At 62.2% G+C, this 24512-nt stretch carries 20 protein-coding genes and 1 pseudogene; 6 read left to right on the top strand and 15 right to left on the bottom strand.

Annotation, left to right across the window (positions count from 1 at the left end; translation table 11 throughout):
* Positions 1-4: 4 nt before the first annotated feature.
* Genes mdtN through cyoA form a run of 6 tightly spaced genes read right to left on the bottom strand, consistent with a single transcriptional unit; the run spans position 5 to position 5518 of the window.
* On the bottom strand, positions 5-1054 hold the full coding sequence (gene mdtN, locus J4O76_RS18515; protein WP_426283462.1) for a multidrug transporter subunit MdtN: 1050 nt from the start codon (positions 1052-1054) through the stop codon (positions 5-7).
* Complete coding sequence (locus J4O76_RS18510; RefSeq protein ID WP_426283460.1) at positions 1054-1425, bottom strand: hypothetical protein; 372 nt, start codon at positions 1423-1425, stop codon at positions 1054-1056. The genes mdtN and J4O76_RS18510 overlap by 1 nt, the downstream gene beginning before the upstream one ends.
* A 38-nt stretch (positions 1426-1463) precedes the next feature.
* A complete protein-coding gene (gene cyoD, locus J4O76_RS18505; RefSeq protein ID WP_426283459.1) occupies positions 1464-1862 on the bottom strand; it encodes a cytochrome o ubiquinol oxidase subunit IV in 399 nt (132 codons plus the stop codon).
* The gene (gene cyoC, locus J4O76_RS18500) at positions 1862-2533 is read right to left on the bottom strand and encodes a cytochrome o ubiquinol oxidase subunit III (RefSeq protein WP_426283458.1); all 672 of its coding nucleotides are present in this window, start codon (positions 2531-2533) and stop codon (positions 1862-1864) included. Before cyoC ends, cyoD begins: the two co-directional genes overlap by 1 nt.
* On the bottom strand, positions 2530-4539 hold the full coding sequence (cyoB, locus tag J4O76_RS18495) for a cytochrome o ubiquinol oxidase subunit I (protein ID WP_426283456.1): 2010 nt from the start codon (positions 4537-4539) through the stop codon (positions 2530-2532). The genes cyoC and cyoB overlap by 4 nt, the downstream gene beginning before the upstream one ends.
* A 1-nt stretch (position 4540) precedes the next feature.
* Positions 4541-5518: a ubiquinol oxidase subunit II gene (gene cyoA, locus J4O76_RS18490; protein ID WP_426283454.1), complete on the bottom strand. Its 978-nt coding sequence runs from the start codon at positions 5516-5518 to the stop codon at positions 4541-4543.
* 617 nt (positions 5519-6135) lie between these two features.
* Between cyoA and J4O76_RS18485 the strand changes: the two genes are divergently transcribed.
* Together J4O76_RS18485 and J4O76_RS18480 are read left to right on the top strand one after the other, a co-directional pair.
* Positions 6136-7602: a mechanosensitive ion channel family protein gene (locus J4O76_RS18485; protein ID WP_426283452.1), complete on the top strand. Its 1467-nt coding sequence runs from the start codon at positions 6136-6138 to the stop codon at positions 7600-7602.
* Between the two features lie 108 nt (positions 7603-7710).
* Positions 7711-7938 (top strand): annotated as a pseudogene (locus J4O76_RS18480) (acyl carrier protein); the annotation flags it as partial.
* A gap of 220 nt (positions 7939-8158) precedes the next feature.
* Here the strand turns inward: J4O76_RS18480 and J4O76_RS18475 are convergent.
* Entirely contained in the window at positions 8159-8821 is a 663-nt protein-coding gene (locus J4O76_RS18475; protein ID WP_426283449.1) for a TetR/AcrR family transcriptional regulator, read from the bottom strand.
* A gap of 89 nt (positions 8822-8910) precedes the next feature.
* On the opposite strand from J4O76_RS18475, the gene J4O76_RS18470 reads away from it, so the two are divergent.
* Positions 8911-9981 carry an aldo/keto reductase gene (locus tag J4O76_RS18470; protein ID WP_426283448.1) on the top strand — a complete coding sequence of 357 codons (1071 nt, stop codon included), beginning with the start codon at positions 8911-8913 and terminating at the stop codon, positions 9979-9981.
* Positions 9982-10641: 660 nt separating this feature from the next.
* Here J4O76_RS18470 and J4O76_RS18465 read toward each other — a convergent pair.
* The 7 genes from J4O76_RS18465 to J4O76_RS18435 form a co-directional block, all read right to left on the bottom strand.
* Complete coding sequence (locus J4O76_RS18465; RefSeq protein ID WP_426283446.1) at positions 10642-12480, bottom strand: PDZ domain-containing protein; 1839 nt, start codon at positions 12478-12480, stop codon at positions 10642-10644.
* A 141-nt stretch (positions 12481-12621) separates the two neighbouring features.
* Positions 12622-13878 carry a cupin domain-containing protein gene (locus J4O76_RS18460; protein ID WP_426283444.1) on the bottom strand — a complete coding sequence of 419 codons (1257 nt, stop codon included), beginning with the start codon at positions 13876-13878 and terminating at the stop codon, positions 12622-12624.
* A 46-nt stretch (positions 13879-13924) separates the two neighbouring features.
* On the bottom strand, positions 13925-14800 hold the full coding sequence (locus tag J4O76_RS18455) for an SDR family NAD(P)-dependent oxidoreductase (protein WP_426283506.1): 876 nt from the start codon (positions 14798-14800) through the stop codon (positions 13925-13927).
* A gap of 255 nt (positions 14801-15055) precedes the next feature.
* Positions 15056-15943, bottom strand: coding sequence for a hypothetical protein (locus J4O76_RS18450; RefSeq protein ID WP_426283442.1), 888 nt, complete (start codon positions 15941-15943; stop codon positions 15056-15058).
* 191 nt (positions 15944-16134) lie between these two features.
* Positions 16135-17469 (bottom strand): c-type cytochrome, encoded by a 1335-nt coding sequence (locus J4O76_RS18445; RefSeq protein ID WP_426283440.1) that lies wholly within the window; start codon positions 17467-17469, stop codon positions 16135-16137.
* Between the two features lie 2 nt (positions 17470-17471).
* Complete coding sequence (locus tag J4O76_RS18440; protein WP_426283438.1) at positions 17472-19244, bottom strand: GMC family oxidoreductase; 1773 nt, start codon at positions 19242-19244, stop codon at positions 17472-17474.
* A gap of 1 nt (position 19245) precedes the next feature.
* Positions 19246-20058 (bottom strand): gluconate 2-dehydrogenase subunit 3 family protein, encoded by an 813-nt coding sequence (locus J4O76_RS18435; RefSeq protein WP_426283436.1) that lies wholly within the window; start codon positions 20056-20058, stop codon positions 19246-19248.
* A gap of 519 nt (positions 20059-20577) precedes the next feature.
* Between J4O76_RS18435 and J4O76_RS18430 the strand changes: the two genes are divergently transcribed.
* From J4O76_RS18430 to J4O76_RS18420, 3 genes are read left to right on the top strand one after another with little or no spacing between them, the layout of a single operon-like run.
* Complete coding sequence (locus J4O76_RS18430) at positions 20578-21051, top strand: RidA family protein (RefSeq protein ID WP_426283434.1); 474 nt, start codon at positions 20578-20580, stop codon at positions 21049-21051.
* Positions 21052-21082: 31 nt separating this feature from the next.
* Positions 21083-21460, top strand: a complete 378-nt coding sequence (locus tag J4O76_RS18425; RefSeq protein ID WP_426283432.1) for a CidA/LrgA family protein — start codon at positions 21083-21085, stop codon at positions 21458-21460.
* Positions 21461-21469: 9 nt separating this feature from the next.
* Positions 21470-22183 carry an LrgB family protein gene (locus J4O76_RS18420; RefSeq protein WP_426283430.1) on the top strand — a complete coding sequence of 238 codons (714 nt, stop codon included), beginning with the start codon at positions 21470-21472 and terminating at the stop codon, positions 22181-22183.
* Positions 22184-22785: 602 nt separating this feature from the next.
* Here J4O76_RS18420 and J4O76_RS18415 read toward each other — a convergent pair.
* Positions 22786-23670 carry a LysR family transcriptional regulator gene (locus J4O76_RS18415; protein ID WP_426283427.1) on the bottom strand — a complete coding sequence of 295 codons (885 nt, stop codon included), beginning with the start codon at positions 23668-23670 and terminating at the stop codon, positions 22786-22788.
* Between the last annotated feature and the right edge of the window lie 842 nt (positions 23671-24512).

The following is a 24512-nucleotide window of genomic DNA, read 5'->3' as shown; positions in this document are numbered from 1 at the left end:
TCCGTCACCCGCAGGCATTGCCGTGGTCCAGTTCGATGATCGCGCTGGCGCCCAGCCTCATCAGGTCCTGCGGCGGTCGATCCAGTCGTACGCGCACTGGGAAGCGTTGCGAGACGCGTACCCAGTTGAGGGACTTCTGGACATACGGCACGCCGTGCGGAATGTTGACGACGTCCGCGTCCGCGACGCCCGATCCGATCCCGGTCACGACGCCCCGCATGGGGCGCGTCCTGTCGATGAGCGAATACACCGTTGCGCAGTCGCCGACCCGAACGTGGGTCAGTGAAGTCTCGCGGAAGCTGCCGACGGAGAACCACTCGCCTGAGGCGATCAGCGTGAACAGGGACTGCGAGGGGGCGATGATCTCGCCGGTCGCCACCGTCAGACCGACGACCCGACCATCATGGGGCGCCCTGACCGTGGTCTGGCGCAATCTGCGTTCGGCGATCGCCACCGCGGCGGAGCGCGCCTGGACGTTCGCCTCGGTTCCCGCCACGGTATCCACCGCCGTCCGCGATGCCCGCTGCTGCTCCTGGGCTTCGGACAGGGATTTAGCCGCATCCGCCGCCGCGACCTGGGCCTGGTCCAGCTGCTGCTCCGGGACATAGCCCTGGGCGGCGAGCGGCTGCAGTCGTCTGACCGTGCGCTCGGCCAAAGCAAGGTTCGCGGCCGCCTTGTTGGTCTGATTCACGGCGATGGTGGCGTTCGATGCCTGGCTCGAGACCGCGCGCCTCTGCGTCGCGACCCCCGCCTTCGCGATCGCCAGATCCGCGCGCGCCTGTGCCAGGGCGTCCTGATATGGCTCGGGATCGATCTGGAAGAGGAAGTCGCCCCGCTTGACGTCCGCGTTCTCGGCTATGCCGAGCCGCACCAGTCTACCCCCGACCTCGGGTGCGACGTGCACCACGTCCGCATCGATCGAGGCGGCATCGGTCGACGGCGCATCGGTCGTGTGCATCAGCGCCGCGATCAGCATGACGATGGCCGCCACGATCAGAAGCGACGCTGCGATCACTGCGCGGCGCGAATGGCGCCGTCCGCCTGCGGCACGCATCAGCGACCGAACCAGAACAGATAGAGCGAGCCGGCCACGAGTACGCCGATGGCGAGGCAGGTGAACAGAGGGAAGGGAACGGCGTCCCCCTGCCCCGCCATTGCGAACGCGATGCGTGCCAGGATGGCGATCACGACTGCCGCCATCGCAAGGATCAGCCAGTCGGGAAAATAGGCTCCGAAGGCGATGACCGCCGGGGCGGACTTCGAGGAACAGCTAGCCAGGACCCCGAACGAAGGGACCAGCGCGCCCGTCCGCCGCCGCCGTGTGGCCCTCGCGGCGAGGGTGGAGGCGCGGACGGCTTCACGAGGAACTCTCGACCGACGAAGTTCGGCGGATCCCGTGCTGGAGGGCGCATTGGTTCTAGTCATTTCGGAGCGGCCGCCTGCGTTGCTTGGAGGATCAGGTTCTAATCTTGCATCGACATGGTGCTCGCAGGATCCGATGCGCCGCCCATGGGCATCATCATGTTGAGATTGCTCATTATGAAGATGGACCCCGCTATGATCAGGAACACGATCAGTATCCCGAACACGAGCGCCAGCACGTTGTTGGTGTTGTCCGGCCCGGTCGTGATGTGAAGGAAGAACACCAGATGGACGCCGATCTGCGCGATCGCCAGAACGCACAGGGCGATGGCCGTGCCGGGTCCCCAGAGCACATGCGACTCGGCGACCCAGAAGGAGGCGGCCGTCAGCGCACCGGTGAGGCAAAGGCCGATGACGTATCCGAGGACCCCGGCCAGGACCTGTCCGTGTTCGTCACCCGGCGCCTGATCGTGAACCGCGTTTCGTTGCTTGAGATCCATCAACCGACTCCCAAAAGATAGACGATCGTCAAGAGAGCCACCCAGATGATGTCCAGCGCATGCCAGAACAGGCTGAAGCAGAGCAGTCGGCGCTGAATGGACTTCGTGAAGCCCTGGGACCATATCTGCGCCATCATCGTGAGAAGCCACACGAGGCCGAGAGTAACGTGCAGTCCATGGCAGCCGACCAACGTGAAGAAGGCGGACAGGAAGGCGGAACGCTGCGGCCCCGCACCTTCCTGGATCATGCCGTTGAACTCGCTGAACTCCATCGCCAGGAAGCAGAGGCCCAGGATGCCCGTCGCGATCAGGAAGACCTGGGTCAGCAGCACATGCCGGCTCTTCGAGGATATCATCGCCAAGCCGCAACTGAAGCTGGACAGCAGCAGCAGTGCCGTTTCGATCTTGACGTTGTCCAAGTGGAACAGATCTGCGCCGGTCGGACCGCCGTTCGTCGCGACCTCCAGCACGGAGTAGGTGGCGAAGATCGCCGCGAACATTATGATGTCGGAAAGAAGGAAGATCCAGAAACCGAAGCCGACGACGATCCGCTTGCTCGCCGGCCCCGACTGGCCGCTGCCGGTCGACTCGATTTCGGGATTGCTGGGCCGGCCCAGCTTGTGCGGATCGTCAAGCGACTGACGGGCCGGGCGTACGGCTGCGTTGCTCATGCTGACGTACCAACAAGAAGGGGAAGGTTGTCGAGGCGGATCTGGCGTCGCTCCCTGTCGAGTCTCGCCACCTCCTCCGCCGGGATCTCGAATTCGACGTTCCTCCGCCAGGCGAAGCACAGGAACGTCACGAAGGCTCCCAGCAGACCGAGGCCGGCCATCCACCAGATGTGCCAGATCATGGCGAACCCGATCACGACCGCGAAGAACGCCGTCACGAAACCGGTAGGCGTGTTGCGCGGCACCTCGATGGCCTCGTACTCGGGCTCGTCCTCCAGCAGGTGCTGTTCGATGGCGGCCTGCTTGATTCCCCAGTAGGCCTCTTCGCCCTGCACGTTCGGGAGAACGGCGAAGTTGAAGACCGGCGGCGGGGACGATGTCGCCCATTCGAGGCTTCGGCCATCCCAGGGATCGCCCGTAAGATCTCGCCGATCCTCACGATGGCGGATCGAGACGACGAGCTGGATCACCTGGCAGATGATGCCGCAGAGTATGACCAGGGCTCCGAGCGCGGCGATGTACAGCAGAGGAACCCAGGTCGGATCAGTCGTGTGCTGCATCCGCCGCGTCATTCCCATGAGGCCGAGCGCGTACAGCGGCATGAAGGCGAGATAGAATCCCAGCGTCCAGCAGCAGAAGGCCGCCTTGCCCCAGCCCTCGTGCAGCGTGAAGCCGAACGCCTTGGGAAACCAGTAGGTGTAGCCGGCGAATATCCCGAACAGGGTGCCGCCGATGATGACGTTGTGGAAATGGGCTACGAGGAACAGCGAGTTGTGGAGCACGAAGTCGACGGGAGGGACCGCCATCAGGACTCCGGTCATGCCGCCTAATACGAAGGTGATCATGAATGCCAGCGACCAGAGGATCGGCACCTCGAAGCGGACGCGGCCGCCGTAGAGGGTGAACAGCCAGTTGAACACCTTCACGCCGGTCGGCACGGCTATGATCATCGTCATGATGCCGAAGAATCCGTTGACGTCCGCGCCGGCACCCATCGTGAAGAAGTGATGAAGCCATACGACGAACGCCAGTATGCAGATCGTCATGGTCGCGATGATCATCGAGCGATAGCCGAACAGCGGCTTGCCCGAGAACGTCGAGATCACCTCCGAGAAGACGCCGAACGCGGGCAGGATGAGGATGTACACCTCGGGATGGCCCCAGGCCCAGATGAGGTTCATGTACATCATCGAGTTGCCGCCGCCGTCGTCCGTGAAGAAGTGGAAGCCGAGGTAGCGATCCAGCGACAGCATCGAGAACGTGGCCGTGAGGATCGGGAACGCGGCGACGATGAGGAGATTGGCGGCCAGCGCCGTCCAGCAGAAGACGGGCATCCGCGTCAGAGCCATTCCGGGCGCGCGCATCTTCAAGATCGTGGTGACCAGGTTGATGCCCGACAGCAATGTGCCGACGCCCGCTATCTGCAGCGACCAGAGGTAGTAGTCGACGCCGACGCCGGGAGAATACTTCAGTTCGCTCAGTGGCGGAAAGGCGAGCCATCCGGTCCGAGCGAACTCGCCGATGACGAGGCTGACGTTGATCAGGAGGACGCCGGACGCGGTCAGCCAGAAGCTGACGGAGTTCAACGTGGGAAAGGCGACGTCGCGAACGCCTAGCTGGAGCGGGACCACGAAGTTCATGAGCCCCACGACGAACGGCATCGCGGTGAAGAAGATCATGATCGCCCCGTGAGCGGAGAAGATCTGATCATAGTGTTCGGGTGGCAGGTATCCGGGCGCACCCTGGGTCGCCAGAGCGAGCTGCGAACGCATCATCAACGCATCGGAGAAGCCTCTCAGCAGCATGACGAAGGCCAGCATGCAGTACATCACGCCGACGCGCTTGTGATCGACGGAGGTGAGCCACTCGGACCATAGGTAGGGCCAGTGTCCCTTGACGGTGATCCAGGCCAGCACCGAGCCGATCACGACGACCAGCACGACCGACGTGGCGAGCGGGATCGGCTCGTTGAACGGGATTGCTGCCCAGGTCAGCTTGCCCAGCATGTCAGTTTCCCCGAGTGTTTTGGATGTTGATGTGAGGCGGCGTCGACTGAGGCCCGCTCGGTGGCGGGGTGGAAGACGTCGCTCGCGATAGAATTGACTCGAAGAGCCGTGGCGTCGTGTCCCGGTAGCTGAACGGGCGCACCGCTTCGCTCGGGCGCGCCAGCGACGCATAGCTCGAGGGGGTCAGCGAGGGTCCGACGCTCTTCGTGCGAAGCACCCACGCCTTGAAGCCTTCGGGCGGCAGCGCGCTCACGTCGAACCGCATGTCCGAGAAGCCGGATCCGCTGAAGTGGGAGGACAGGCCAGGATAGACCCCCGGCCTGTCCGCCACCAGGTTGAGCTTGGTCGTCATTCCGGCCATCGTGTAGATCTGGCTGCCCAGCTGCGGGATGAAGAAGCTGTTCCAGACGCTGTCGGAGGTCAGTCGGAACCTTATCGGAACGCCGGCTGGGACAACCAGTTGGTTCACTGTCGATATGCCGAGCTTCGGATAGATGAAGAGCCATTTCCAGTCGAGAGAGACGACTTCCACATCCAGAGGCTCGACGGAGGACTTCAACGGCTTGGCCGGATCGAGATCATGACTGGCCGTCCATCCGATGCCACCGAGCAGCATCACGATCATGGCCGGCACCGACCAGATTATGAGCTCTATCTTTCCGGAGAAGCTCCACTCGGGAAGGTATCGCGCCTTCTTGTTCGTGGATCTGAACCACCAGGCGAAGACTATCGTCGCAATGATGATCGGCACGACTATCGCGAGCATGATCGTCAGACAGTTGAGCAGTATCAGCTTTTCGGCAGACCCGACCGCTCCATGGGGATCCAGGACACCACCCGTACAACCGCCAAGCGCGGTCGCCGCGAGAGGGACGATGAGACAAGCGATGCGAGATCGGCCTGCACCTCGGAACCACTGGATCCGGCCCCACGGACGCCCGCACGTGTCGGCAATTCGGCCCATATCAGCGAGAATCATGGCAAAGTATCTTCCATATACAGTTCCAGAATCCAACATCACCCGGCAAGCCGAAATACAATATCGACGGATCCATGTTGTCAGCACTTGATGCACGGACTCGATCTGCACCGAACAAGACTGTCCGTCGCCAACGTGTTGTTACAGACAGGCTAATACGATCACGGTCTTGATACGTAGTCCCCGTTGCAATACTCGATACTGCGATTAGATAACTGATAATTGGGGACGATCAGTCATGCAATGCTTTGGGTATTGTCTTAAAAACAGGTTTGCGTTGTGAGGTCGGCCAAAGGAAATTGAGTTAGCATCGCTGGAATGGGCGTGGTGGCTACCGGAGGCTTGATCTGTCGGATCCATGGACCTTGATAGCGGCGACCAGGTGCGAACCGATCCAGCGCCGCGGCTTCGAGGGTGAGCCCCTGCCCTGTAATTTCGGGTTCGAACGTCAAGCATTCCATCCTACGCGCCTGCCCAAGGAAAATTGAACTGCTGTTCTGGGCATGCTCCAAACCCGCCGCCGATCAGATTCACCATCCCTAGCCTTTAAGTGGATTCGGATAATCTTCAGCGGACTCTAGGATTCATAGCAACACATCTATCTGGATGCCGTTATCATGGAATTCTCCATTGCCGCGTTGGCATTGCTACTTTTGATTGCCGTAGGGTCGCTGTCGATCCGGCAGCTGCCGCTGTGGTTGCAGCTCCTGGTCCGCCTGAGCCTGATAGCGGCCATCTCGCTGCTCCTGTTCGAGCATGGTGAAACCGCCTTCCCGGTGTCGAGGGCGTCCGGTTCCGGCCTCGACGGGTTCGTATCGAGGGCGTTGACGATCGCATGGTGGTGGATCGGTGCCCACCTAGCCGCCGATGTCATCGCACTGGTCAGAAGGCGCGATCACCGCCTCAGCGGTTCGCGCCTGTTCTCGGACCTCCTGTCCGGGGCGATCTATCTCTCGGCCCTGCTCTTCATCGCGAATTCGATCCTGGACCTCCCGGTCAAGGGGCTGGTCGCCACGTCCGGGGTCATAGCGATCGTCATCGGCCTCGCCCTGCAGAACACTTTGGCCGACGTCTTTTCCGGAACGGCAGTAGGAATAGAGAGATTCTTCAGCGTCGGTGACAGGATCTCCGTCTCCGGCAATGTCGAGGGCGTGGTCACGCAGATGAATTGGAGGTCGGTATGGATACGGACCGACGACGACGACCATGCGACGATCCCCAACAGCGTCATCGCGAAGTCCCAGATCATCAACCGAGGGAAGCCGTCGAGCAGCCGGATCGGTCATGTCGACTTCCCGTGCTCCAATCTGGTCGCGCCCGCTCGGGTCATCGAGCACATGGGATATGCGATCCTGCTCAGTGGAGGGATCGCGTCGTCACCCAAGCCATCGGCCGAACTGGTGAGTTTTGGGGCAACCAGGAACAGCTACAGGGTGAACTTCCATGCTAGAGACACGGCCTCGCTCGGCGCCGCGAATGCGGCTGTCGCCGTTCAGATCGATCGGCAGCTGAGAAAGTCCGGCTGGCTCGACGGACGCATGCTCGCGGATACCGATGGCGGCATTCACCCGCCGTCGCCTTCCCTGATCTTTCGCGGGATCAGCCTGTTCGATGGCTTGGACCGGTCGCAGATCGAAGAGCTTTCGACGGCAGCCACCGTTCGCACCCTGCGCCCGCACGACGTGCTCTTCTCACACGGCTCCGAAGACTGCGTACTGCACATCGTCGCGCGAGGCGTCGTCGAGCTTTCTGGCCGAGAGTCCGAGATTTCGAATGATGGCGCGAGCCGTATCGGCGTTGGCGACTATGTGGGCGATCTCTATCTGGATTCGGGCAAGCCCCATTCCCTCGATGCCGTCGCCCTGACTGATTGCGTAGTCTATGATCTAGATCACGCGACTCTGGCTGCGATGGCCGCCGCATCTCCGGCACTCGTACCTCGCTTCGAGAAGATCATCGAGCTGAGGAATGCCGACTTGACGTCATTGAAGAATGACACCGCCGCAGCCGCGTCAAATAACGGATTGACGCCTGTCGAGAAGACGACGGCGCTTTTTAAGAAGATCATGGATTACGTCAGGTAGACGAAAAACCAGTTCTGCAAACTTAACCTACGCGAACTTTTAGCACGAGTTGTCGCTCTATAGGTGAATAGAGAGCCCGCGTTGCTTGGATCTGAGGAGATGAACGAAATGAGCGATTTGGCAGACCGCGCGAGAAAGATCGTTGCCGATCATTTCAGCATCGAAGTAGTCAAGGCGACCGACGATACGAGTTTCATCGAGGACCTGGGTGCCGACAGCCTCGACATCGTCGAGATCGTCATCGCGTTCGAGGAGGAGTTCGACATCGAGATCCCCGACGAAGCCACCGAGATGGTCACGACCATCGAGGAGGCCATCAGCTACATCGTCGACAACCTGCCGTCTCACACGGTCGACGACTTTCGCAAGGTTGGTGCGAGCGACTGCCAACTGGAGTCTGGGAACCATTCACTGGCGTGATCCGGGCCGTCGTGCGTGCCGTCGCGGTGCCGAACATGGCTCTCGCGGCCGCCTACTTTCCGCCTCATCAGGGAATGAAACCGGAAGGGGCTGGTCATTCAACCGTTTCTCGACAGGGTGCTCGTATAGAACTCGATCACGGACGAACTCTCGGACGGTCTGCACCGTCATTCGGGGAACGCATCGGCCATGCTTTCAATGCGGATTCAGCGATGGAGAGCAGGTCAGGACGATCCGTTCCGTCGCGTGCCAGAACCGACATGCCCTGAATGACCGCGATCATCATTCCGGCCAGAGAGTTGGCATCGGTCGCTGACGGTAGAGTCCCGGCGTCGACGTCGCGTTCGATCCGGATGCGAAGCTGGTCGGCTACACTTGCGCGGATGTCGGCGATTACCTTCTGCACGTCGGCCGACGCTGACGAACCACTCGCGGTCGCGCTGGCGAGAAGACAGCCCCTGGGGGTAGCCTCGCCGGTGAAGGCGGTCGCTGCTGAAATCAGCATGGCGCGGGTTGCATCGAGGGCGGTGTCGGCGCGATCGAACGCCTGCGCCATCACCTCGGGATCGCCGGCGTATAGGCGCGCCGCTTCCAGGAAGAGCCGCTTCTTGTCTCCGAACGCCGCATAGAGACTTGGCGCCGTCACTCCCATGGCGTTCGTCAGGTCGACGATCGAAGTGGTCTCGTAGCCGTAGCGCCAGAACGTCAGCATCGCCTGTTCGAGAGCCGCCTCGCGGTCGAACGACAGCGGACGACCGGTCTTCCGACGTGCTGCAACGTTCTTCTCGGGGGGTTTCATAGTGATTGTTCTGAAAACAAGTTGACGGGAGCCGCGGATTGGTCGATGATTTTCATAACGAACGCTAGGAAAGTATCAAACCCTTGTCCATGACCAATTTTCGCACGCTGGGCCGCTCAGGTCTCGTCGTCAGTCCTTTAGCTCTAGGCACGATGACCTTCGGTTCCGGCGAATGGAACGCCGACGACAGGACGTCGAGGTCGATATTCGATGCCTACCGCGCAGCAGGCGGCAATTTCATCGATACCTCGGACATCTATTCGGGTGGCGAGAGCGAGACGCTGGTCGGTCGGTTCATCGCCGAGACGAAGGCCCGCGACGAGGTCGTGCTTTCCACCAAGTTCGCGTTCAACGGGTCGGCGAGTCCGCTGACCGCGACGCAGGCAGGGGGCGGCAATCCCAACGCCGGCGGTGCCGGTGCGAAGAACATCCACCGCGCGATCGACGCCTCGCTCAAGCGGCTGGGGACGGATTACGTCGACCTGTACTGGATGCACATCTGGGACGGCGTCACCCCCGTCGAGGAGATCGTGCAGACGCTTGGCGACCTCGTGCGCGCGGGCAAGATCCGCTACTACGGACTTTCTGACATGCCGGCCTGGGTCGCGATGAAGGCCGCGACGATCGCAAGCGAACGTCGCGTACCGGGGCCGATAGCGATGCAGCTCGAATACTCGCTCGTCGCGCGCGACGTGGAAGGGGAATATTTCCCCGCCGCGCGAGAAGCCGGGATGGGGATCATGCCGTGGAGCCCGCTGGCGGGAGGGTTCCTGTCGGGTAAATACAAGCGAGAGGATACCAGCGGTACCGGCCGCCTGAGTGGCGCCAACCCGTTCGGCGACAGCAAGTTCGTCGATCGCAACTGGGACATCCTCGACGTGGTCAAGTCCGTGGCCACCGAGATCGATCGTCCGGTCGCGCAGGTCGCACTCGCATGGGCCATGGCCCGGCCGGGGGTCGCATCAACTCTGATCGGCGCCAGCAAGGTGTCGCAGCTCGAAAGCAATATCGCGGCTACCGACATCGAACTGAGCCTAGGTCAGATGAAACGCCTCGACGAAGCCAGCGCTCCTGCGCCGAGCTTCAGTTCCAGCCTGGCAAACCCAGCCATCCGCAGCATGGTCTTCGGCGGCCACGATGTCGTAGGTTGGAATGAATAGGACCGTTAGAAAGCCAGCATAGACCAAGATCGCTCTTGTTGACCTATCTTCGTGCCATTGCTTGAAGATGGCCGCCGAACGAATCTCAATGTCGTTCGCTGGGGTCCGGATGGCGTAATACCGATGATTGGAAGTGCGCTCGCGACCGGCAATTTCGTTGCAGCTGCTCCAACGAAGGTCGTGGGCCACGCTCTCCGAGCATTTCAGAGTGCTCTGGATTTTCAGGGCGGTCGTATCAGCGACGAAAGTCGCCGTTACCCCGCCCTGATACCATCCGGTGCCGTTCAAGAGTTTCCGGTCCGACAGGGGACTTTCTTGATGACCAAGTATGATCTGCGCGGCAGATCGATGCAACTTATGACATGATCAAGCTCTATGCTTACACGCGGAATGCGCGTTGTTCAGTCGTCTTGGCCGCGTCACGACCGTCATTTCGTCACTCGAGCCATCGCCATCATCAAAGCCTTCGGTAAATGCCTCTTGAGACGAGTCGGCCAGAGGTGACGGCCATCGGTCCCGACCTGCTGTCGACCTTGACGTGCTGCTCTCGGCGCTGATCACATGATCAACAGGGCAGAGACCGACCTGTCCTCTCAGTCGCGAACGCCCAAGATAGGCTCGTTGTACGCAAGGGCTCAACGCAACCTGGCGCCACAGCGCTCAGACCAGTTCGCGGAGCGTCAAGACGATTGAAAGCGGGTTGCCTTTCCTGCGCAGTGTCAGGCTGACCTTGGTTCCGGGAGGCTGATCGCGGAGGAGCGACCTGATCTGGTCGATCGACACTTTACCGGCAGAAATCCCCGCGATGCTTTCCAAGACGTCTCCTTTCTGCACACCCGCGACGGCGGCGGGGGTTCCGGCGGCGACATCTTCGACCGTGACGACGAGGGGGGTTTTTGAGATTCGCAGGCCCGATCGATCATAGATGTCGAGGCCAGGCGGCGGCGGCGTGATCGCCTTGAGGTAAATTAGCGAATGCGCGTAATCGAGGGTCAGGACGAACCGTCTCAGGATGGCCGCGCCGATGTTTCCGGCAAGCGCCGGGTCTGCCATCGCACCGGCGGCATCGGTCGAAATCAGGGCAACCGGCCGCTCTACGAGCACGCTGCCAAGTTTCAGCGGTCCGCCACGAAAAACCAGGCCGTAGCTCGGACCACCGATGCCGACACCCGCGATGACGCGGAGCCCGCCCTGAACATGGGACTGCAGGCTATGCACTTCGGAGAAGGGCGAACTCAGGAACAGACTGCCGGGATTGCCGGTATCGATCGTGAAGTCGCCGGGGACGCCGTCGTAGCTTCCCTTTGCGATCACCAGATTTCCATAGAAGGCAATCGGTACGGGTGTTCCGGCTCCTTCCGGGCTGAACGTCTCCGGTTTGATGAATTCGATCGTCCGACGACCATAGTCGATGCGGGTGACGAAGCGCCTGAGGGTCTCGAAACCCAACATTCCGCCCTGCTCGATCCCGCCGTCAGGCTGAGGCAGGACGCGCATCGGCTGATTCCGCAGCATGGCTGTACCAATGACGAGCGAGCCGACCTTGGCGATGCCACCTACCACCACCCCGACCCCGGCTCCGCGCATCGTGAGCGCACCGGCCGCCTTTATTCCCGCGGCGTTCGCTGTCGAAGGCGATATCATGTTCACACCGCCTGTATCGACGAGGAATGGGAAAGGGCCCTTTCCATCGACGACTGCGTCCACGTAGATGTGGCCATTGAAGATCCTGAACGGCACGATGGCGCTGTTCGAACCGTCCATCAGCCTGACGTCCGAAACGGTCCAAGCCGGTGCTGCACAGCAGCCCTCGGGAACCGAACCCAGGATATCCGCCCTCTCGAGCGTTTGGACCACCTCATCGGCGACGTCACCGGTGCCAACGCTGATCCGCCCGGCCAACAAGGCGCCATCCTGGACCTTGTACTTCGAGAATCTGATTGTCGTCGGCACCCCCTCACGACGCTCGTCGACGCGGGAAAGCAGATGCGTCCCCGCATCGAACCAGGCTTCGAACGGCACGCCGCCGACGGGCGTGATCTTCAGGACGTCGGCGGCGGCAGCCCCTTCCCCTTGACGCTCGGTATAGGACACTTTCGCGCCGCCAAGATCTGAGCGCCACCAGAGGTTGGAATTGCGATAGGCCTGGTTGACGGCGAGGGCCCGCATATCGCCGCCGGACTGGGGTGTTACGCTGCCGGACCGTTCTCGCGCCCAGGCTGCCCGGCCGTCATAGCCGTCCTGCTCCATTTCCTCCCCTACATGACGGGTGATGACGTAACGGAGGCCTCGCAGATCATCGATCTCGTCGACGACGCCCGTCATGCCATCTCCCGCGTATGTATATCTTAGCCGGCGGCCGGCCGGGCGTCGTTGTCCATGAGTCGCGTCCGCTGAGCGCTCCGTCGCAATCCGGTTCGCCTCGAGAATCTGACGAGCACGACCCGGAACGGCTGGGACCGGCGCAAGAAGCGCATTTACGAGGAACGGTACGATCATAGCTGGTTGTTCCTCATTGATTCAATTGCGCTCCTGCGCCGGTCCCGACGGCGCGTCCGAGCTAATCCATGCTCACGGCAAGGGCTCGAAGACCGGAATGGCTTGCGAACTCGGAATGCCTCCCCCGGCCACCTTCCCCATTCAGACTGGTACTACGCCCGGACCGCCCTTGGGGAAGCGCGCGATCGTCGCGACGTCGATGTTGAGATGCTCGGCGACCAGCGCCGGCGGCAGGTGGGTCAGCCAGTTCGAGAGCGAGACCTCTTCGTAGCGATCGGTGCGGAATAGCTCGAAGAACACCAGATCCTCATGCCCCGTGTTCTCGATGTAGTGAGGGAGGCTCTTCTTGACGTAGCCGATGTCGCCCGGGTGGAAGTCCATCGTCGTCGCCTTCGGACCGGTGTCGAACACCGTCATCCGCCCCTGCCCCTGCATCCAGTACTGCCATTCGTCGGCGTTGGGATGCCAGTGTATCTCGCGCAGTGCACCTGGCTTCACCGTCACCATCGCCGCCGCGATCGTCTTCGAGATGGGGAAGTTGGTGCTGTCGGCGATCCGGATCACGCCGCCTGCCGTCTGCTTGACCGGCTGCGAGCGCGACATTCGAAAGATCACGGGTTCACCGCCTTGCGCCACGCCGGAGGCCTCCCGATCGGCGGCGAGGTCCCCCGGCTCCTTGCCCTGAAAGATCCATCGCGGATGGAGGGGGATGTTCTGGAAGGCGTCCGCGGCCACGCCGAAGTTCTTGCCGATGACCTCGGGCGGAAAGTGCGCCATCATCTCGGTGAGAAGAAGGGTGTTGTTCTCCGACTGGGAACCATCGTCGAACGCCAACACGAACTCGCACCCTTGCGGACCCAGCCCCTGCAGCGAGTGGGGAAGTCCAGCGGGAAAATACCACAGATCGCCCGCCTCGACGTCCTCGACCCTCGGTCGGCCCTGCGCATCGAGGGTGGTGATGCGGCAGCGGCCGCGGGTCATGATCGACCACTCGGCGGTCTGATGCCAATGGAGCTCGCGGATCCCTCCTGCGGACAGGTGCATGTTGACGCCCGCGATGGACTCGGCGATCGCAAAGTCCTTCTTGGACACCTGTCGCGCCCAGCCGCCGTTTTGGATGCGCTTGTGGGCATTGTTGAACGACGCCCAGAACATCGGCAGCGCATCGACATCGGTCGGCGGAGGGCTGATCGCCGAGGGGAACTGATCGGCCAGCGCCGGATTCTGCGGGCCGACGACCGTGTTGGTCGTGCCCGGATTGTCGGCTGCGTTGACCGCGCCCTGTGGCGGGCTGTCGGGATTGCCGAAGCGCTGTGCGCGGGCTGCGGTCGCGACCGCTGCCGTCGCGCCCAGCATCGTGGCGGTGGCGAGGAATTCTCGGCGTCCGGATTCTGTCATTTCATCTGTCCCTTCTTATTTGGATAGAGAGGTCACGAAATTGAGGTCACGAGGTCACGTTCGCGCTGTCGCCACCGGTGACGGCGAGACTGGTGCCCGAAATCATCGCCGCGCCGTCGGACGCGAGGAAGACGACGGCCGCACCCATCGCCGCCGGCTCGATCCACGGCACGCCGAGCGGCAGCTTCGCGGCCAGCGCCCTGGCTGCGGTCTTCTCGTCCAGGGTCGCATCGCCGGTCGGTTCCTTGCCGCCGGCCTGGATCGCCTGCGCATACCGGTCCTCGTGCCTGGTCAAGGCGGTGTCGATCAGGCCCGGAATGAGCGCGTTCACGGTTATGCGATGCTTGCCCATCTCGAGCGCCGCGGACTTCATCAGTCCTAGAATGCCCCATTTCGACGCCGAATAGGCCGAGCCGTTCAGGGTTCCGTGCTGTCCCTGCGTGGATGAGGTCACGATGATCCGGCCCCCGCCCCGCTCGACGAGGGCGGGCGCGACCGCTCGGATCGCGTTCGCCGTGCCGTTCAGATTGCACTCGATCTGATCGTGCCAGTCGGCATCCTCCATTTCGAGCAGCGGTTTGAAGGCCTGGATGCCGGCGTTCGCGAACAGGATGTCGACGCCCCCCATCTCACGCTTCGTCGTCTCCACCGCGGACCGCAGCGCGCCGATGTCGCGCTGATCCGCGACGACCGCGAGCCAGCGACGACCGGTCGCAGCCACGAGCGCACCGGTCTCCTCCAGATCCGCCTCCGTGGCGGCCGCGAAGGTGTTCCGGTGGCTTGCGACGCCGCATATGTCGACGCCCACCACATCCGCGCCGGCCTCCGCGAGGGCCACCGCTGCGCAGCGTCCGATGCCACGGGCGGCGCCCGTCACGAACGCGACCTTGCCCTTGAGAGCGTCGCTACTGAAAACGGCCATCACTTGGTTTCCTTTCTGCTCGATGTCACGATGCTGTCAGCTGTGCGCGACCGCCATGCGATCCGCCCGACCGTGCCTGCCGCTCGGCGGAACGGCTGGAAGGTCGCTCGATCCAGCCGACCGATAGGTGCCGGACGCGCCGGACCGGCGAAACTGACTCCGGCTCGATTTCGAAGGCGGGAGTCCGCATGGGGCTCCGCGACGCCCCGCCGAGTATTACGTATGGGCATTCGAGATCTCCTCGATCGGGTCGCATCACCAGGCGGACGACACGCCGAAGGTCGCGAGTGGAACGACGGTGCCGGTTTCGCCGCGGGGTCCGCTGCGCCGGGCCAGACGATCGTCGCGAACCAGCGCGAGAAGCCGGCCATTCGCGTTCAGATGCACGTTGCCGATCGTGAACGGCTTCGTCAGTCCGAGGCCAGCGCTCGCGAAGAGACGGTCGCCAGAGCTTGTCCCGTAGAAGCCGCCGAACCCGAAGCCCACGGTCGCGGGGATTATCAGGCTCGCGGCGCCCTCCCCTCGCCCGAGCGCGATCCTGGGACCGATCGCGATCTGCGCATAGCCTCCTCCCGAGCCCTTCGTTCGCGTCGTCGCGACGAAGGTCGGGCGAAGTGCTCCGATCCCGTGCTTGGCATCGTACGCGAAGCTTGCGCTGACCTCGTTGGTGGTGTCCGAGACACCATTCGGACTGGTCTTGATCGTGTAGACGAGCGCTGCCCGCAGGTTCCGCACGGGCGTGGCTACGACTGCCAGCAGATTGTTGCTCTCATACCATGCCCTCGGACTGGTCGTCTCGTAAGCGGCGGGCGAGTGGAAGCCGTTTGACGAACTGACGACGAGCCAGGTGTCCGCCTTCCCTTCGGAATCGTGATGGAGCTCCGCGCCCAAGCCTATCTGCGCATGGACCGGCAGGCGATCGAGATCGGCTCGATCGTCGTCGTAGTCGCCTCGGGCGAAGTCGCCGTTGCGCACGTCGAGACCCAGGACCGGGTGGATGCGGCCGGTACCGACATCGTGGGATCCGAGTGTGGCATCCTCGGTGTCGATCGTGGGAACGCTCTGCGCCGAGGCCGGCGCTGACACGACCACGCCGAGGGCCAGAACGGCGTATGCGAGTTGGGAGGCGGAAGGTCTGATCATGGAATGTCCCAATCTAGTGCTGCGGTCGCGTCGAGGGGCGGATGCAACTGGGGCAACCATCCCGTCCCGGCTCGATCGCCTCGACTCGATCCATGGAGGGATGCCGTCTTCCGGAGTGCTCCACCGACCGCTTCGAACCCAGCCGAAAGGAGTGACCACTGGCGGGCCGGTCGCCCCCAGTGGTCATCAAATCAGCGGGTCCGTAGCGGCTCCGTCAGTTTGAGGGTCTTTCTGATGTGCTTGACCTTGGCCTCATCGACCGGCGAGGCTCTGTTCCCCCATGAGTTGCGAACGAAGGTCGCGACGTCGGCCACCTGCCTGTCGGTCAGCTTCCACGCGAAGCTGGGCATGGCGAGCGCCGAGGGTCGGGTAGCGGTAGGCCCTGTCCGAGCGCCACCCAGGATCACGCGGACGACGCCGGTCGCATTGGCCTGTTGCGTCGATGCGCTTCCGGGCAGCGGCGGTATGTAGCCTGGCTGCGCTCTGCCGTTCGACAGATGGCAGGCTGCACATGCGTCGGAATAGATGGCAGCCCCACGGCGCATGCTTCCTTGATCGGCGACGCCCGGGTTGGCCGCTGGGCTCGCCGGAACCGATTTCAGATAGGTCGCGATCGCCGACAGATCGGCATCCGTCATCTGCGACATGGAGAAGGATACGACCTCCGCCATCGGCCCCCCGGCGTTCGCATGGGAATTGCGCCCCGTCTTCAGGTAGGTCGCGATGTCCGCCGCGCTCCAGCTCCCCAGCCCCGTTCGAACGTTCGATGTGAGGTCGGGCGCTATCCAGCTCTCGAGATCGCCACCGGCGAGATACTTGCTTTTGACGTCCGCCCCGAGAAGGTTCTTCGGCGTATGGCACGCACCGCAATGACCAAGACCATCGACGAGGTAGCGGCCCCGGTTCCAGGCAGCGGACTTGTCGGGTTGCGGGGAGAAGCCCGGGCTTGCGCGGAACAGAAGGTTCCAGAACACCAGCGACTGCCGGATTCCGAAGGGAAAGGGCATCTTGTTCGGCGGCGCGACATACGAACTCGCCGGCACGGTCTTGAGGTACGCCAGCATCGCGTCCGAGTCGGCTCGCGTGACGTTCGCCATGTAGGTGTACGGCAGCGCGGGATACAGCATGCGCTCATGCGGCCCCACGCCTCTCGTGATCGCCTTGAAGAACTGGTCGGGCGTCCAGTTGCCGATCCCGGCGACCTTGTCGCCCGTCATGTTCGGCGAATAGATCGTGCCGAAGGGAGTCTGAAGACCCAGACCGCCCGCGAAGGGAGCCCCCTTGTCCGACGTATGGCAGGAGACGCAGTCGCCTGCGGTGACCAGATAGCGCCCCTTCCGCAGAAGACCGGCGTTCGGTCCGTCCGGAATGGGCTCGTTCAGCAACGCGAACGGCACCGGCGCCGTGATCGCCGTCGACGCCACGGGATGGGCCTCCACGTTGTACCACGAGACCGCCACGACCGTCAGGAACAGCGCGGCGGCGACCGCCAGGGAGACAATCCCGGTGCGAACACGATGTGTCATGGTCAGGCACTCACCATCGGCACGCCCGGTGCCTTGAGATACTGCGACTTTATCCTCTCGACCGAATAGTACAGCAGCGCGGCTATCGTATTGGTCGGATTGTAGGCGGCGTTCTGAGGAAAGAGCCCTGCCCCCGTCACGAAGAGATTGGGAACGTCCCAGCTCTGCGAGTATGGATTCACCACGCTCGTCTTAGGGTCGTCCCCTATCACTGTTCCACCGCACGTGTGCGTGGTCTGGTAGGGCGCCACGTCGAACGGCGCCTTGCGCGGCATCGCATCGACCTCGCGGGCGCCCATCTTGTAGGCGATCTCAGCGGTCTTGCCCGTGACGTATTCGGCCATCTTCAGATCGTTCTTCGGAAAGTCGAACGTCATGCGCAGCATGGGGCGCCCGAACTTGTCTCGGTACGTCGGATCGAGATCCAGATAGTTCTGCTTGGTCGATACGCTTGCGCCGGAGATGTAGATCGTGAAGCTGCGGAGATAGTCATGCGCAGCGGAACGCTTCCAGTCGGCGCCCCAGGTGCCGACGCGCTTCGGGGTCACGAGCTGCCCGATCGGGCGACCGCCTGTCACCATCGCGGCGACGTACGACCCGCCGATGAAGCCCAGGCCGGTGTGGTCGAAGTTGTCGCCGTTGAAGTCGTCTATGCACGACGCCAGGGCGCCCGCACCGATGAAGGGGTTCAGGATCTTGTCGCCCATGAAGACGTTGGCGAGGCTCAGCGTCTGGTACGAGTAGTTCCTGCCCACCACGCCTTCGCCCGATACCGGATCGTAGGGCTTTCCGATCCCCGACAGGAGCATCAGGTGCACGTTGTGCAGCTGATACGCGCTCAGGACGACGATGTCGGCCGGCTGGAAGATCTCCTGCCCGGCGCTGTCGACGTAGGTCACTCCGGTCGCATGCTTGCCATCCGGCGTCCTCTCGACCTTGAGGACTTCGGATTCCGTCCGCAGCTCGAAATTGGGCATCATCATGAGGGACGGCACGACGGTCGTCTGAGGCGTCGCCTTCGAATAGTTGCCGCATCCGAAGCGCTCGCAGAAGCCGCAGTAGGTGCACTTGCCCATCTGCGCGCCGAGCACGTTGGTGTACGGTCTGGTGATGTTGCTCGCCGGTTGCGGGAACGGATGATACCCCATCTCGCTTGCCGCCTTCGCGAAGAGCGAGGGAGCGTAGGTCATCTCGAGTGGCGGATTGGGATATTCTCCGGATCGCTGCCCTTCGAACGGGTTCCCGCCCGCCTGGATCTTGCCTCGAATGTTTCCGGCCTTGCCGGAAACGCCGCAGAGCGATTCGAAGCGTGCGTAGTGAGGCTCCAGATCGTCATAGCTCATCGGGTAGTCCTGAACCGTCAGACCATCCCCTCGTACTGAAGCCATCCCGTATCGCTCACGGTTGTGGCTGTAGGCCTTGATGTCGCTCGGCAGGAAACGCCAATGCTGCCCGTTCCAATGGACGCCCGACCCCCCGACGCCGGTTCCCAGCAGGAAGGCGCCGACCTTGCGATACGGCAGAGCGACCTGGGACGAGTTGTTGCGGACCGTCAGCGTATCGTAGGTGGTGTTCTGGAAGAGATGATGCCTCCAGTTGTATCGCAACTCGTCCTGATCGAAGGTCGTCGCATAGGAGTCCGGCGTGTCGCGCGCCGCTGCGCGCTCGAGAGCGACGGCCGTCAGACCCTCGCCGCACAGCTCGTGGGCCATGAGCGACGCGGTCCAACCGAACCCGACGAAGACGACATCCACCTTCGGCTTTGTGATCGTCATGTTATGCGTCCCATCCAGGGCGGCCGCGGAGGCTCACGGGGGGGAAGGGGACACGCTCTCCGTGCCTGCTCACCCAGTCCGAATAGTCGTAGTGCGCGCCGGGAAACCCGATCATCCGCCATGCGGCCATGTCCTTGTTTCCTCCATAGATTGGGTCGGCGAAGTAGCCCTCCTTGACGTTCTGCAGGAACATCACGAAGAAGGCCTTCGCGTTGTAGGGATCGTCGGAGAACTGTCCGGCCTCCATCTCCTTCAGGATCTCGGTCTGCACGTCGGGACCGACCGACGCGAAGGATTTTCCGCCGTAGGCTCTCGCCACCCGGGCCTCGATCACCGGAATGATGTATCGATACAGAGCGGCCGGCGTGAACCGGCTCTGGTATCCCTGCTGCGGGAGCCCGTTCGGCCACGGTCCACCGGTATACAGATGCTGCCCTTGACCGAACGAGCTTGCCAGTTGGCGATCTATGAACACGGGGACGTCGGCCTCGGACGCGCTGGGCCCGGAAGCGTCCGCCGGAATGATGCGATCCGCCGCAGCGACGACGAAGGCCTTCTCAGCCGCCGTGAGAAAACGAAGGTCCGGCGACGTTCCGTCCCTAGGGACGTCGGTGACGCCGTCCATGTACGGCAAGGAGCCCTTCAAGGACTCCGATGGGCCGCCCAGCATTCCGTCGTGATGCTCGAATGCCCCAGCGATCGCGCCCGTTCCGAGAATGCCGCCGCCCAGGAGTATGCTGCGACGACTGAGGGCGATGTCCACGCCTGAGCCGCCCCGCGGCGGACGACCTGCTTTTTTATCGGCATCACTCATGTTTCGGCCTCATCTGCTTTCCGATGCTTCTTGGCGGCGACTGTTGGACCCTCGCCCAGACCAAGCGTTACATTATGGCTGAATGCGGAATCCGAAATGAAGATGTAGATGCTTGTTACCACCGGCGACCTCCATCTCCTTATTCCGCCAGACCAACCAGTCCCGGATCATCGACGTTACGCCGATGACCGTTATAATTCATCGATCCTCTAGTCCGCTCATCACTGTACAGTCATCGAACATCAATAGCCTTCATGACAAATGCCGATGCGTATTACACGCACGAATTCGACGACCGTCGACGACAGGCTCTCCATTCTGCCCGCATTGAACATGTGCACATGCATTGTTCAACGTCTATTAGATCGAATGCTAACTGACCCTGCTTTTTCCATCAATGCTTCACACTTTGTTTTAAGCACGAGCGGGCGTTGTGGACAGCGTCTGGCGGACGTGTAATCGTCGATCGTCAGATCTGGGATCCGGTCGGCAGTCACGCCTTGACCAGCCGGGCCGTCGATGGCTGCCGCCGTCGGCAGGATCTCCATGCTCGTAGGAGTTGAGAACTTGAGAGCCGTAACATTAGCGCTGCTCGGCCTTGCTACGCCGGCCTTTGCGGCAGATCGGGTGGCGGTCGGCACTCAGCTCGTATCCCCGGACACGGGATACAGCCCAGGCGTCGCCTCTGGAGACACGCTCTACGTGTCCGGCCTTCAGGGCATCGATCCGAAGTCTCATGCCATACCTGCGGAATTCTCCAAGGAGCTCCGCTTCTGCATGGACAGGCTTCTGATCACCCTCAAGGACGGGGGAATGTCCGAGAAGAACATCGTGTCGGTGACGATATACGTGACGGACATCTCGAACTTCCATGAGGTGGACGGCCTCTACAAGTCGATGATCAGCCGCCCCTACCCCGCGAGAACCGTGGTCGGCGTCAAATCGCTCTCCGTCGGCGCTCGGATCGAGATATCCGCGATAGCTCGGCGTTGACGATGCGGAACCAGACATCGAGGTATCGACCATGATCGCAGGCCTTCTGGTCCTCGTCCTGTGTCAGCTGTTCGGCGAGTGCGCCAAATCGGTATTGGGCCTTTCCATACCCGGCCCGATAATCGGCATGTTCCTGCTGGCCACCATTCTGGTCGTTCGCCGCCGTTCGAGCGACAGCGCGAAGACGCCGGCTGGCGTATCCAAGGTCTCCGGGGCGCTGATACGCTGCATGGGGCTGCTGTTCGTCCCCGCCGGCGTCGGCATACTCACGGTCCTTCCTCTCCTCAGCGGGCAGTGGATCGCAACGTTGGTGGGCCTGATCCTGTCGACCTTCCTCAGCCTCGTATCCACCGGGCTGACGATGCAGTGGATCAATGCCCGTCAACCAAAAGACATGTCCGGAGGGTAAGGCAACGTGTTGGACTCCGGAGAAAATCTTTGGCTGGGACTCAGCCCATCACCGCTCTTGTGGCTGGCGATAACCCTTCTCGCCTATCACATAGGGGAGAGGATCAAGGCGTGGTGCAAGGATGCGGCATGGGCGAGTCCGGTCCTGATCGCCATAGTGATCATTTCCGTTCTGCTTCTCGTATCGCATACGAACTACAAGACCTATTTCACCGGTGCCCAGTTCATTCATTTCCTGCTCGGGCCGGTGACGGTGGCGCTCGGCGTGCCGTTGGCCGAAAACATAGGTCATGTTCGGCGATCCCTCGGCAGCATGATACCTGCTCTGGCGATCGGATCCGCCACGTCCATCGCCTCCGGCTACTTCATCACGCTGGCCTGCGGTGGATCCCTTCCCATTGCGCTATCGATGGCCCCGAAGGCGGTCACGACTCCCATCGCGATGGCGCTCGCCCAGGAGATCGGGGGGGTTCCGGCGCTTACCGCGGTCCTCGCGATATTGGCCGGCATCCTCGCGGCCGTCGCGGGGGAACCGCTCCTTCGATTTCTCGGAGTCAAGGATTGGAGGGCTCACGGCCTGGCTGCGGGCATCGCCGGCAGCGGCGTAGCGGCGGCCCAGGTAGCGGGACGGGATCCGTTGGCCGCCGCCTTCTCCGCCCTGGGGATAGGATTGAACGGGTTGGTCACCGCGATCGCCGTCCCCATCTTCGTCGCCCTCGCATGAGGCCGTCGCCCCCCCCCTTTCCCCGAGTTCAATGGCGAAGCCGCGTATGCCTCTCGCCAGCGTGTGGCCTGGTTTTCCCGCAAGTGTGGACGGTAGACGGTCCCGACATCGGATGACGCCCCTGCGGCGGTCGTCCGCACCAACCTGAACGCAGCCGGCGACGGCGACGAGGCGCAAACAACGGGGAATACGTGCAAGCTCGCGCGGCGAGGCCGGAACCGGCCTCTGCGTTGCGATCGACGGCCGCGGACGCCCCACGGTCGCTGACCATCGACCCTCCGCGATCAACCCGCCGAGAGGTCCTTGTCGTCGGTCGCCGCTTCTCAGCGTCCCAGCGAAACGGTTCCGTGCTCGTCCCGAACCAACAGGCCGCCTTCTCGGCGATGGGAGCGACGTCGACGTCCGTCGCGGCGCGGCTGCACTGGGGATATCGGTGGACCATGCAGTCCGTGCCGGCGTCGCGCGGATCTGCCCGATGGACTGCCCGGCGGACCGCCCGCCTCCTACGCACGTGACGGCTGCATCTGTCGCCTGTGCTGCGGAATCTCGCCGTAGACGTTACTCGTCGATGCGGCAGCGGGTTCTGCAAAACGATCGTTAGATCATTTCAGCATGATCTCCATGAGCTTCATCCGCGGCTCATGATGCGGTACGACTTCTCCGTTCGTCACCAGACGCACTGCATTGACGAAGGTCTTGGTGGAAGGTCCATACCGATCGTCGTATCTCAGGAAGAACTCGATTTCACCGAGATCGGGAAGGCCGTGATCCCGTAGCTGAACGAAGTCCTCAGGAATGTTCTTCAGCAATCGGCTGTTCATGGCGGTGATCCCCCAACCGGACGCTATCGACGTTCGGATGGTGTTCAGGTCCTCGCTCTCCACGGCGATCCTCCAGGTCCTGTTGGCACGGCTCAGGCTGTCGAGCATCACATCCCGGATTATCGCGGGCGCCGGAAAGACCACGAGCGGCACGGGTGCCGAGGGGTCCAGCACGGCGGTCCTGCTTCCGATCCACTCGACGGTATCTCGGAACAACGCCTCTCCCTTCACATCGCCGGGCCGCTGAGCGCCGAAGACCACGTCGAGGCGGGCCGCGTTGAACTTGTTTATAAGCTTGGCGGTCGTGCCGGTCTCGAACGAGACTTCTACATCGGCATCGACGTCGCGGACGTGACTGAGCACTGCAGCAAGCACGCAGAACGGGAAGCCGGGAGACAGGCCAACTCGCACCTTGCCCGCGAGGGGAGAGACGGCGAATTGGTTCAGCATGCTTTCCGAGATGCTCGCGATCTCTCGCGCGTAGGTCAGCATGGCCTCGCCATCGACGGTGAGCGCGATCCCGTGCGCGGTGCGTTTCAGCAACTGACGCGTGGCCAGCGTCTCCAGTCGCTTGACCTGGGCGCTGATCGCCTGCTGGGTTATGTCCAGCCTGTCGGCCGCAGCAGTGAACGAGCCCTCCTCGACGATGCAGATCAGGACATTCAATAGATCAAAATCAACGTTCCTTCGTAATGACATAACATCGCTCCCCCCGGATACCGACCGATTGTCCCCTCCCATGAAACCGTCGGTGACCGAGTCTTACATTGTGGCCTAATGACGTATTGTTACTTTTATACTTCACCGGATTTCGCTGATGAAGACAGGACAATAAATAAGATATGTCGAGCGACGCTATTTGATGATAACGGTATCACAAAATGAAAAATACTTCATGTTGGGGCCAAACGTCCAAATCAAACTCCGCAACGATCTATACCATTCGGGGATAGCACAAGCTACGCGGCGTTGAATTGCTGCGAAAGGATCAACCCTACCGAAATAACGAGATCGTAACTTGCCGGAAAGGTTACCGATCCGGCTTTTGCGCGAAGGTGCCGCGCGCGAGCGTGATTGAACTTCGCCGAGAAAGTGTCCGGCCGTGCCGACGTCCTTGCTAGATCATGCTCTGGCACCAATGTTCGCTTCACTGGCGGCGATTCACGTGGCCGATGCAATCTGTTCGTGCCTGCATATCCAACAACTACTTCCCTCGCAAGGCCGCCCGTCCCATGACGCGTCCGTACGTGGAGCGATTTCCGATCGCGTCTTCCAAGCTGTCGAGCAGGTGGGCTATCCTCCGCTTGGTCAGCTCGCCCGCCATTGAATGGAAAACATCCCACAGGGGCTGCAGTTTCCCGCGAAGGACCTTGTTATCCGCGGTCAGCGCTATGAGTTTTCGCCTGTGGTCAGTCGGACAGGGTGTGCTTGCGACCATGTCATGACCCTTCTATTTGTTCTTAGAACAAAAGCCGGGCGGTTAACCGAAACGCCCTCTTTCATGCTGA

Source organism: Sphingomonas sp. NFX23 (assembly GCF_049887795.1).
Lineage (GTDB): Bacteria > Pseudomonadota > Alphaproteobacteria > Sphingomonadales > Sphingomonadaceae > Sphingomonas.
This window is presented reverse-complemented; position numbering and strand designations above follow the sequence as displayed.

Coding starts and splice junctions, on each gene's coding strand:
- mdtN (WP_426283462.1), bottom strand. CDS start 1,054: ATGCGTGCCGCAGGCGGACGGCGCCATTCGCGCCGCGCAGTGATCGCA.
- J4O76_RS18510 (WP_426283460.1), bottom strand. CDS start 1,425: ATGACTAGAACCAATGCGCCCTCCAGCACGGGATCCGCCGAACTTCGT.
- cyoD (WP_426283459.1), bottom strand. CDS start 1,862: ATGGATCTCAAGCAACGAAACGCGGTTCACGATCAGGCGCCGGGTGAC.
- cyoC (WP_426283458.1), bottom strand. CDS start 2,533: ATGAGCAACGCAGCCGTACGCCCGGCCCGTCAGTCGCTTGACGATCCG.
- cyoB (WP_426283456.1), bottom strand. CDS start 4,539: ATGCTGGGCAAGCTGACCTGGGCAGCAATCCCGTTCAACGAGCCGATC.
- cyoA (WP_426283454.1), bottom strand. CDS start 5,518: ATGATTCTCGCTGATATGGGCCGAATTGCCGACACGTGCGGGCGTCCG.
- J4O76_RS18485 (WP_426283452.1), top strand. CDS start 6,136: ATGGAATTCTCCATTGCCGCGTTGGCATTGCTACTTTTGATTGCCGTA.
- J4O76_RS18475 (WP_426283449.1), bottom strand. CDS start 8,821: ATGAAACCCCCCGAGAAGAACGTTGCAGCACGTCGGAAGACCGGTCGT.
- J4O76_RS18470 (WP_426283448.1), top strand. CDS start 8,911: ATGACCAATTTTCGCACGCTGGGCCGCTCAGGTCTCGTCGTCAGTCCT.
- J4O76_RS18465 (WP_426283446.1), bottom strand. CDS start 12,480: ATGATCGTACCGTTCCTCGTAAATGCGCTTCTTGCGCCGGTCCCAGCC.
- J4O76_RS18460 (WP_426283444.1), bottom strand. CDS start 13,878: ATGACAGAATCCGGACGCCGAGAATTCCTCGCCACCGCCACGATGCTG.
- J4O76_RS18455 (WP_426283506.1), bottom strand. CDS start 14,800: ATGGCCGTTTTCAGTAGCGACGCTCTCAAGGGCAAGGTCGCGTTCGTG.
- J4O76_RS18450 (WP_426283442.1), bottom strand. CDS start 15,943: ATGATCAGACCTTCCGCCTCCCAACTCGCATACGCCGTTCTGGCCCTC.
- J4O76_RS18445 (WP_426283440.1), bottom strand. CDS start 17,469: ATGACACATCGTGTTCGCACCGGGATTGTCTCCCTGGCGGTCGCCGCC.
- J4O76_RS18440 (WP_426283438.1), bottom strand. CDS start 19,244: ATGACGATCACAAAGCCGAAGGTGGATGTCGTCTTCGTCGGGTTCGGT.
- J4O76_RS18435 (WP_426283436.1), bottom strand. CDS start 20,058: ATGAGTGATGCCGATAAAAAAGCAGGTCGTCCGCCGCGGGGCGGCTCA.
- J4O76_RS18430 (WP_426283434.1), top strand. CDS start 20,578: ATGGCTGCCGCCGTCGGCAGGATCTCCATGCTCGTAGGAGTTGAGAAC.
- J4O76_RS18425 (WP_426283432.1), top strand. CDS start 21,083: ATGATCGCAGGCCTTCTGGTCCTCGTCCTGTGTCAGCTGTTCGGCGAG.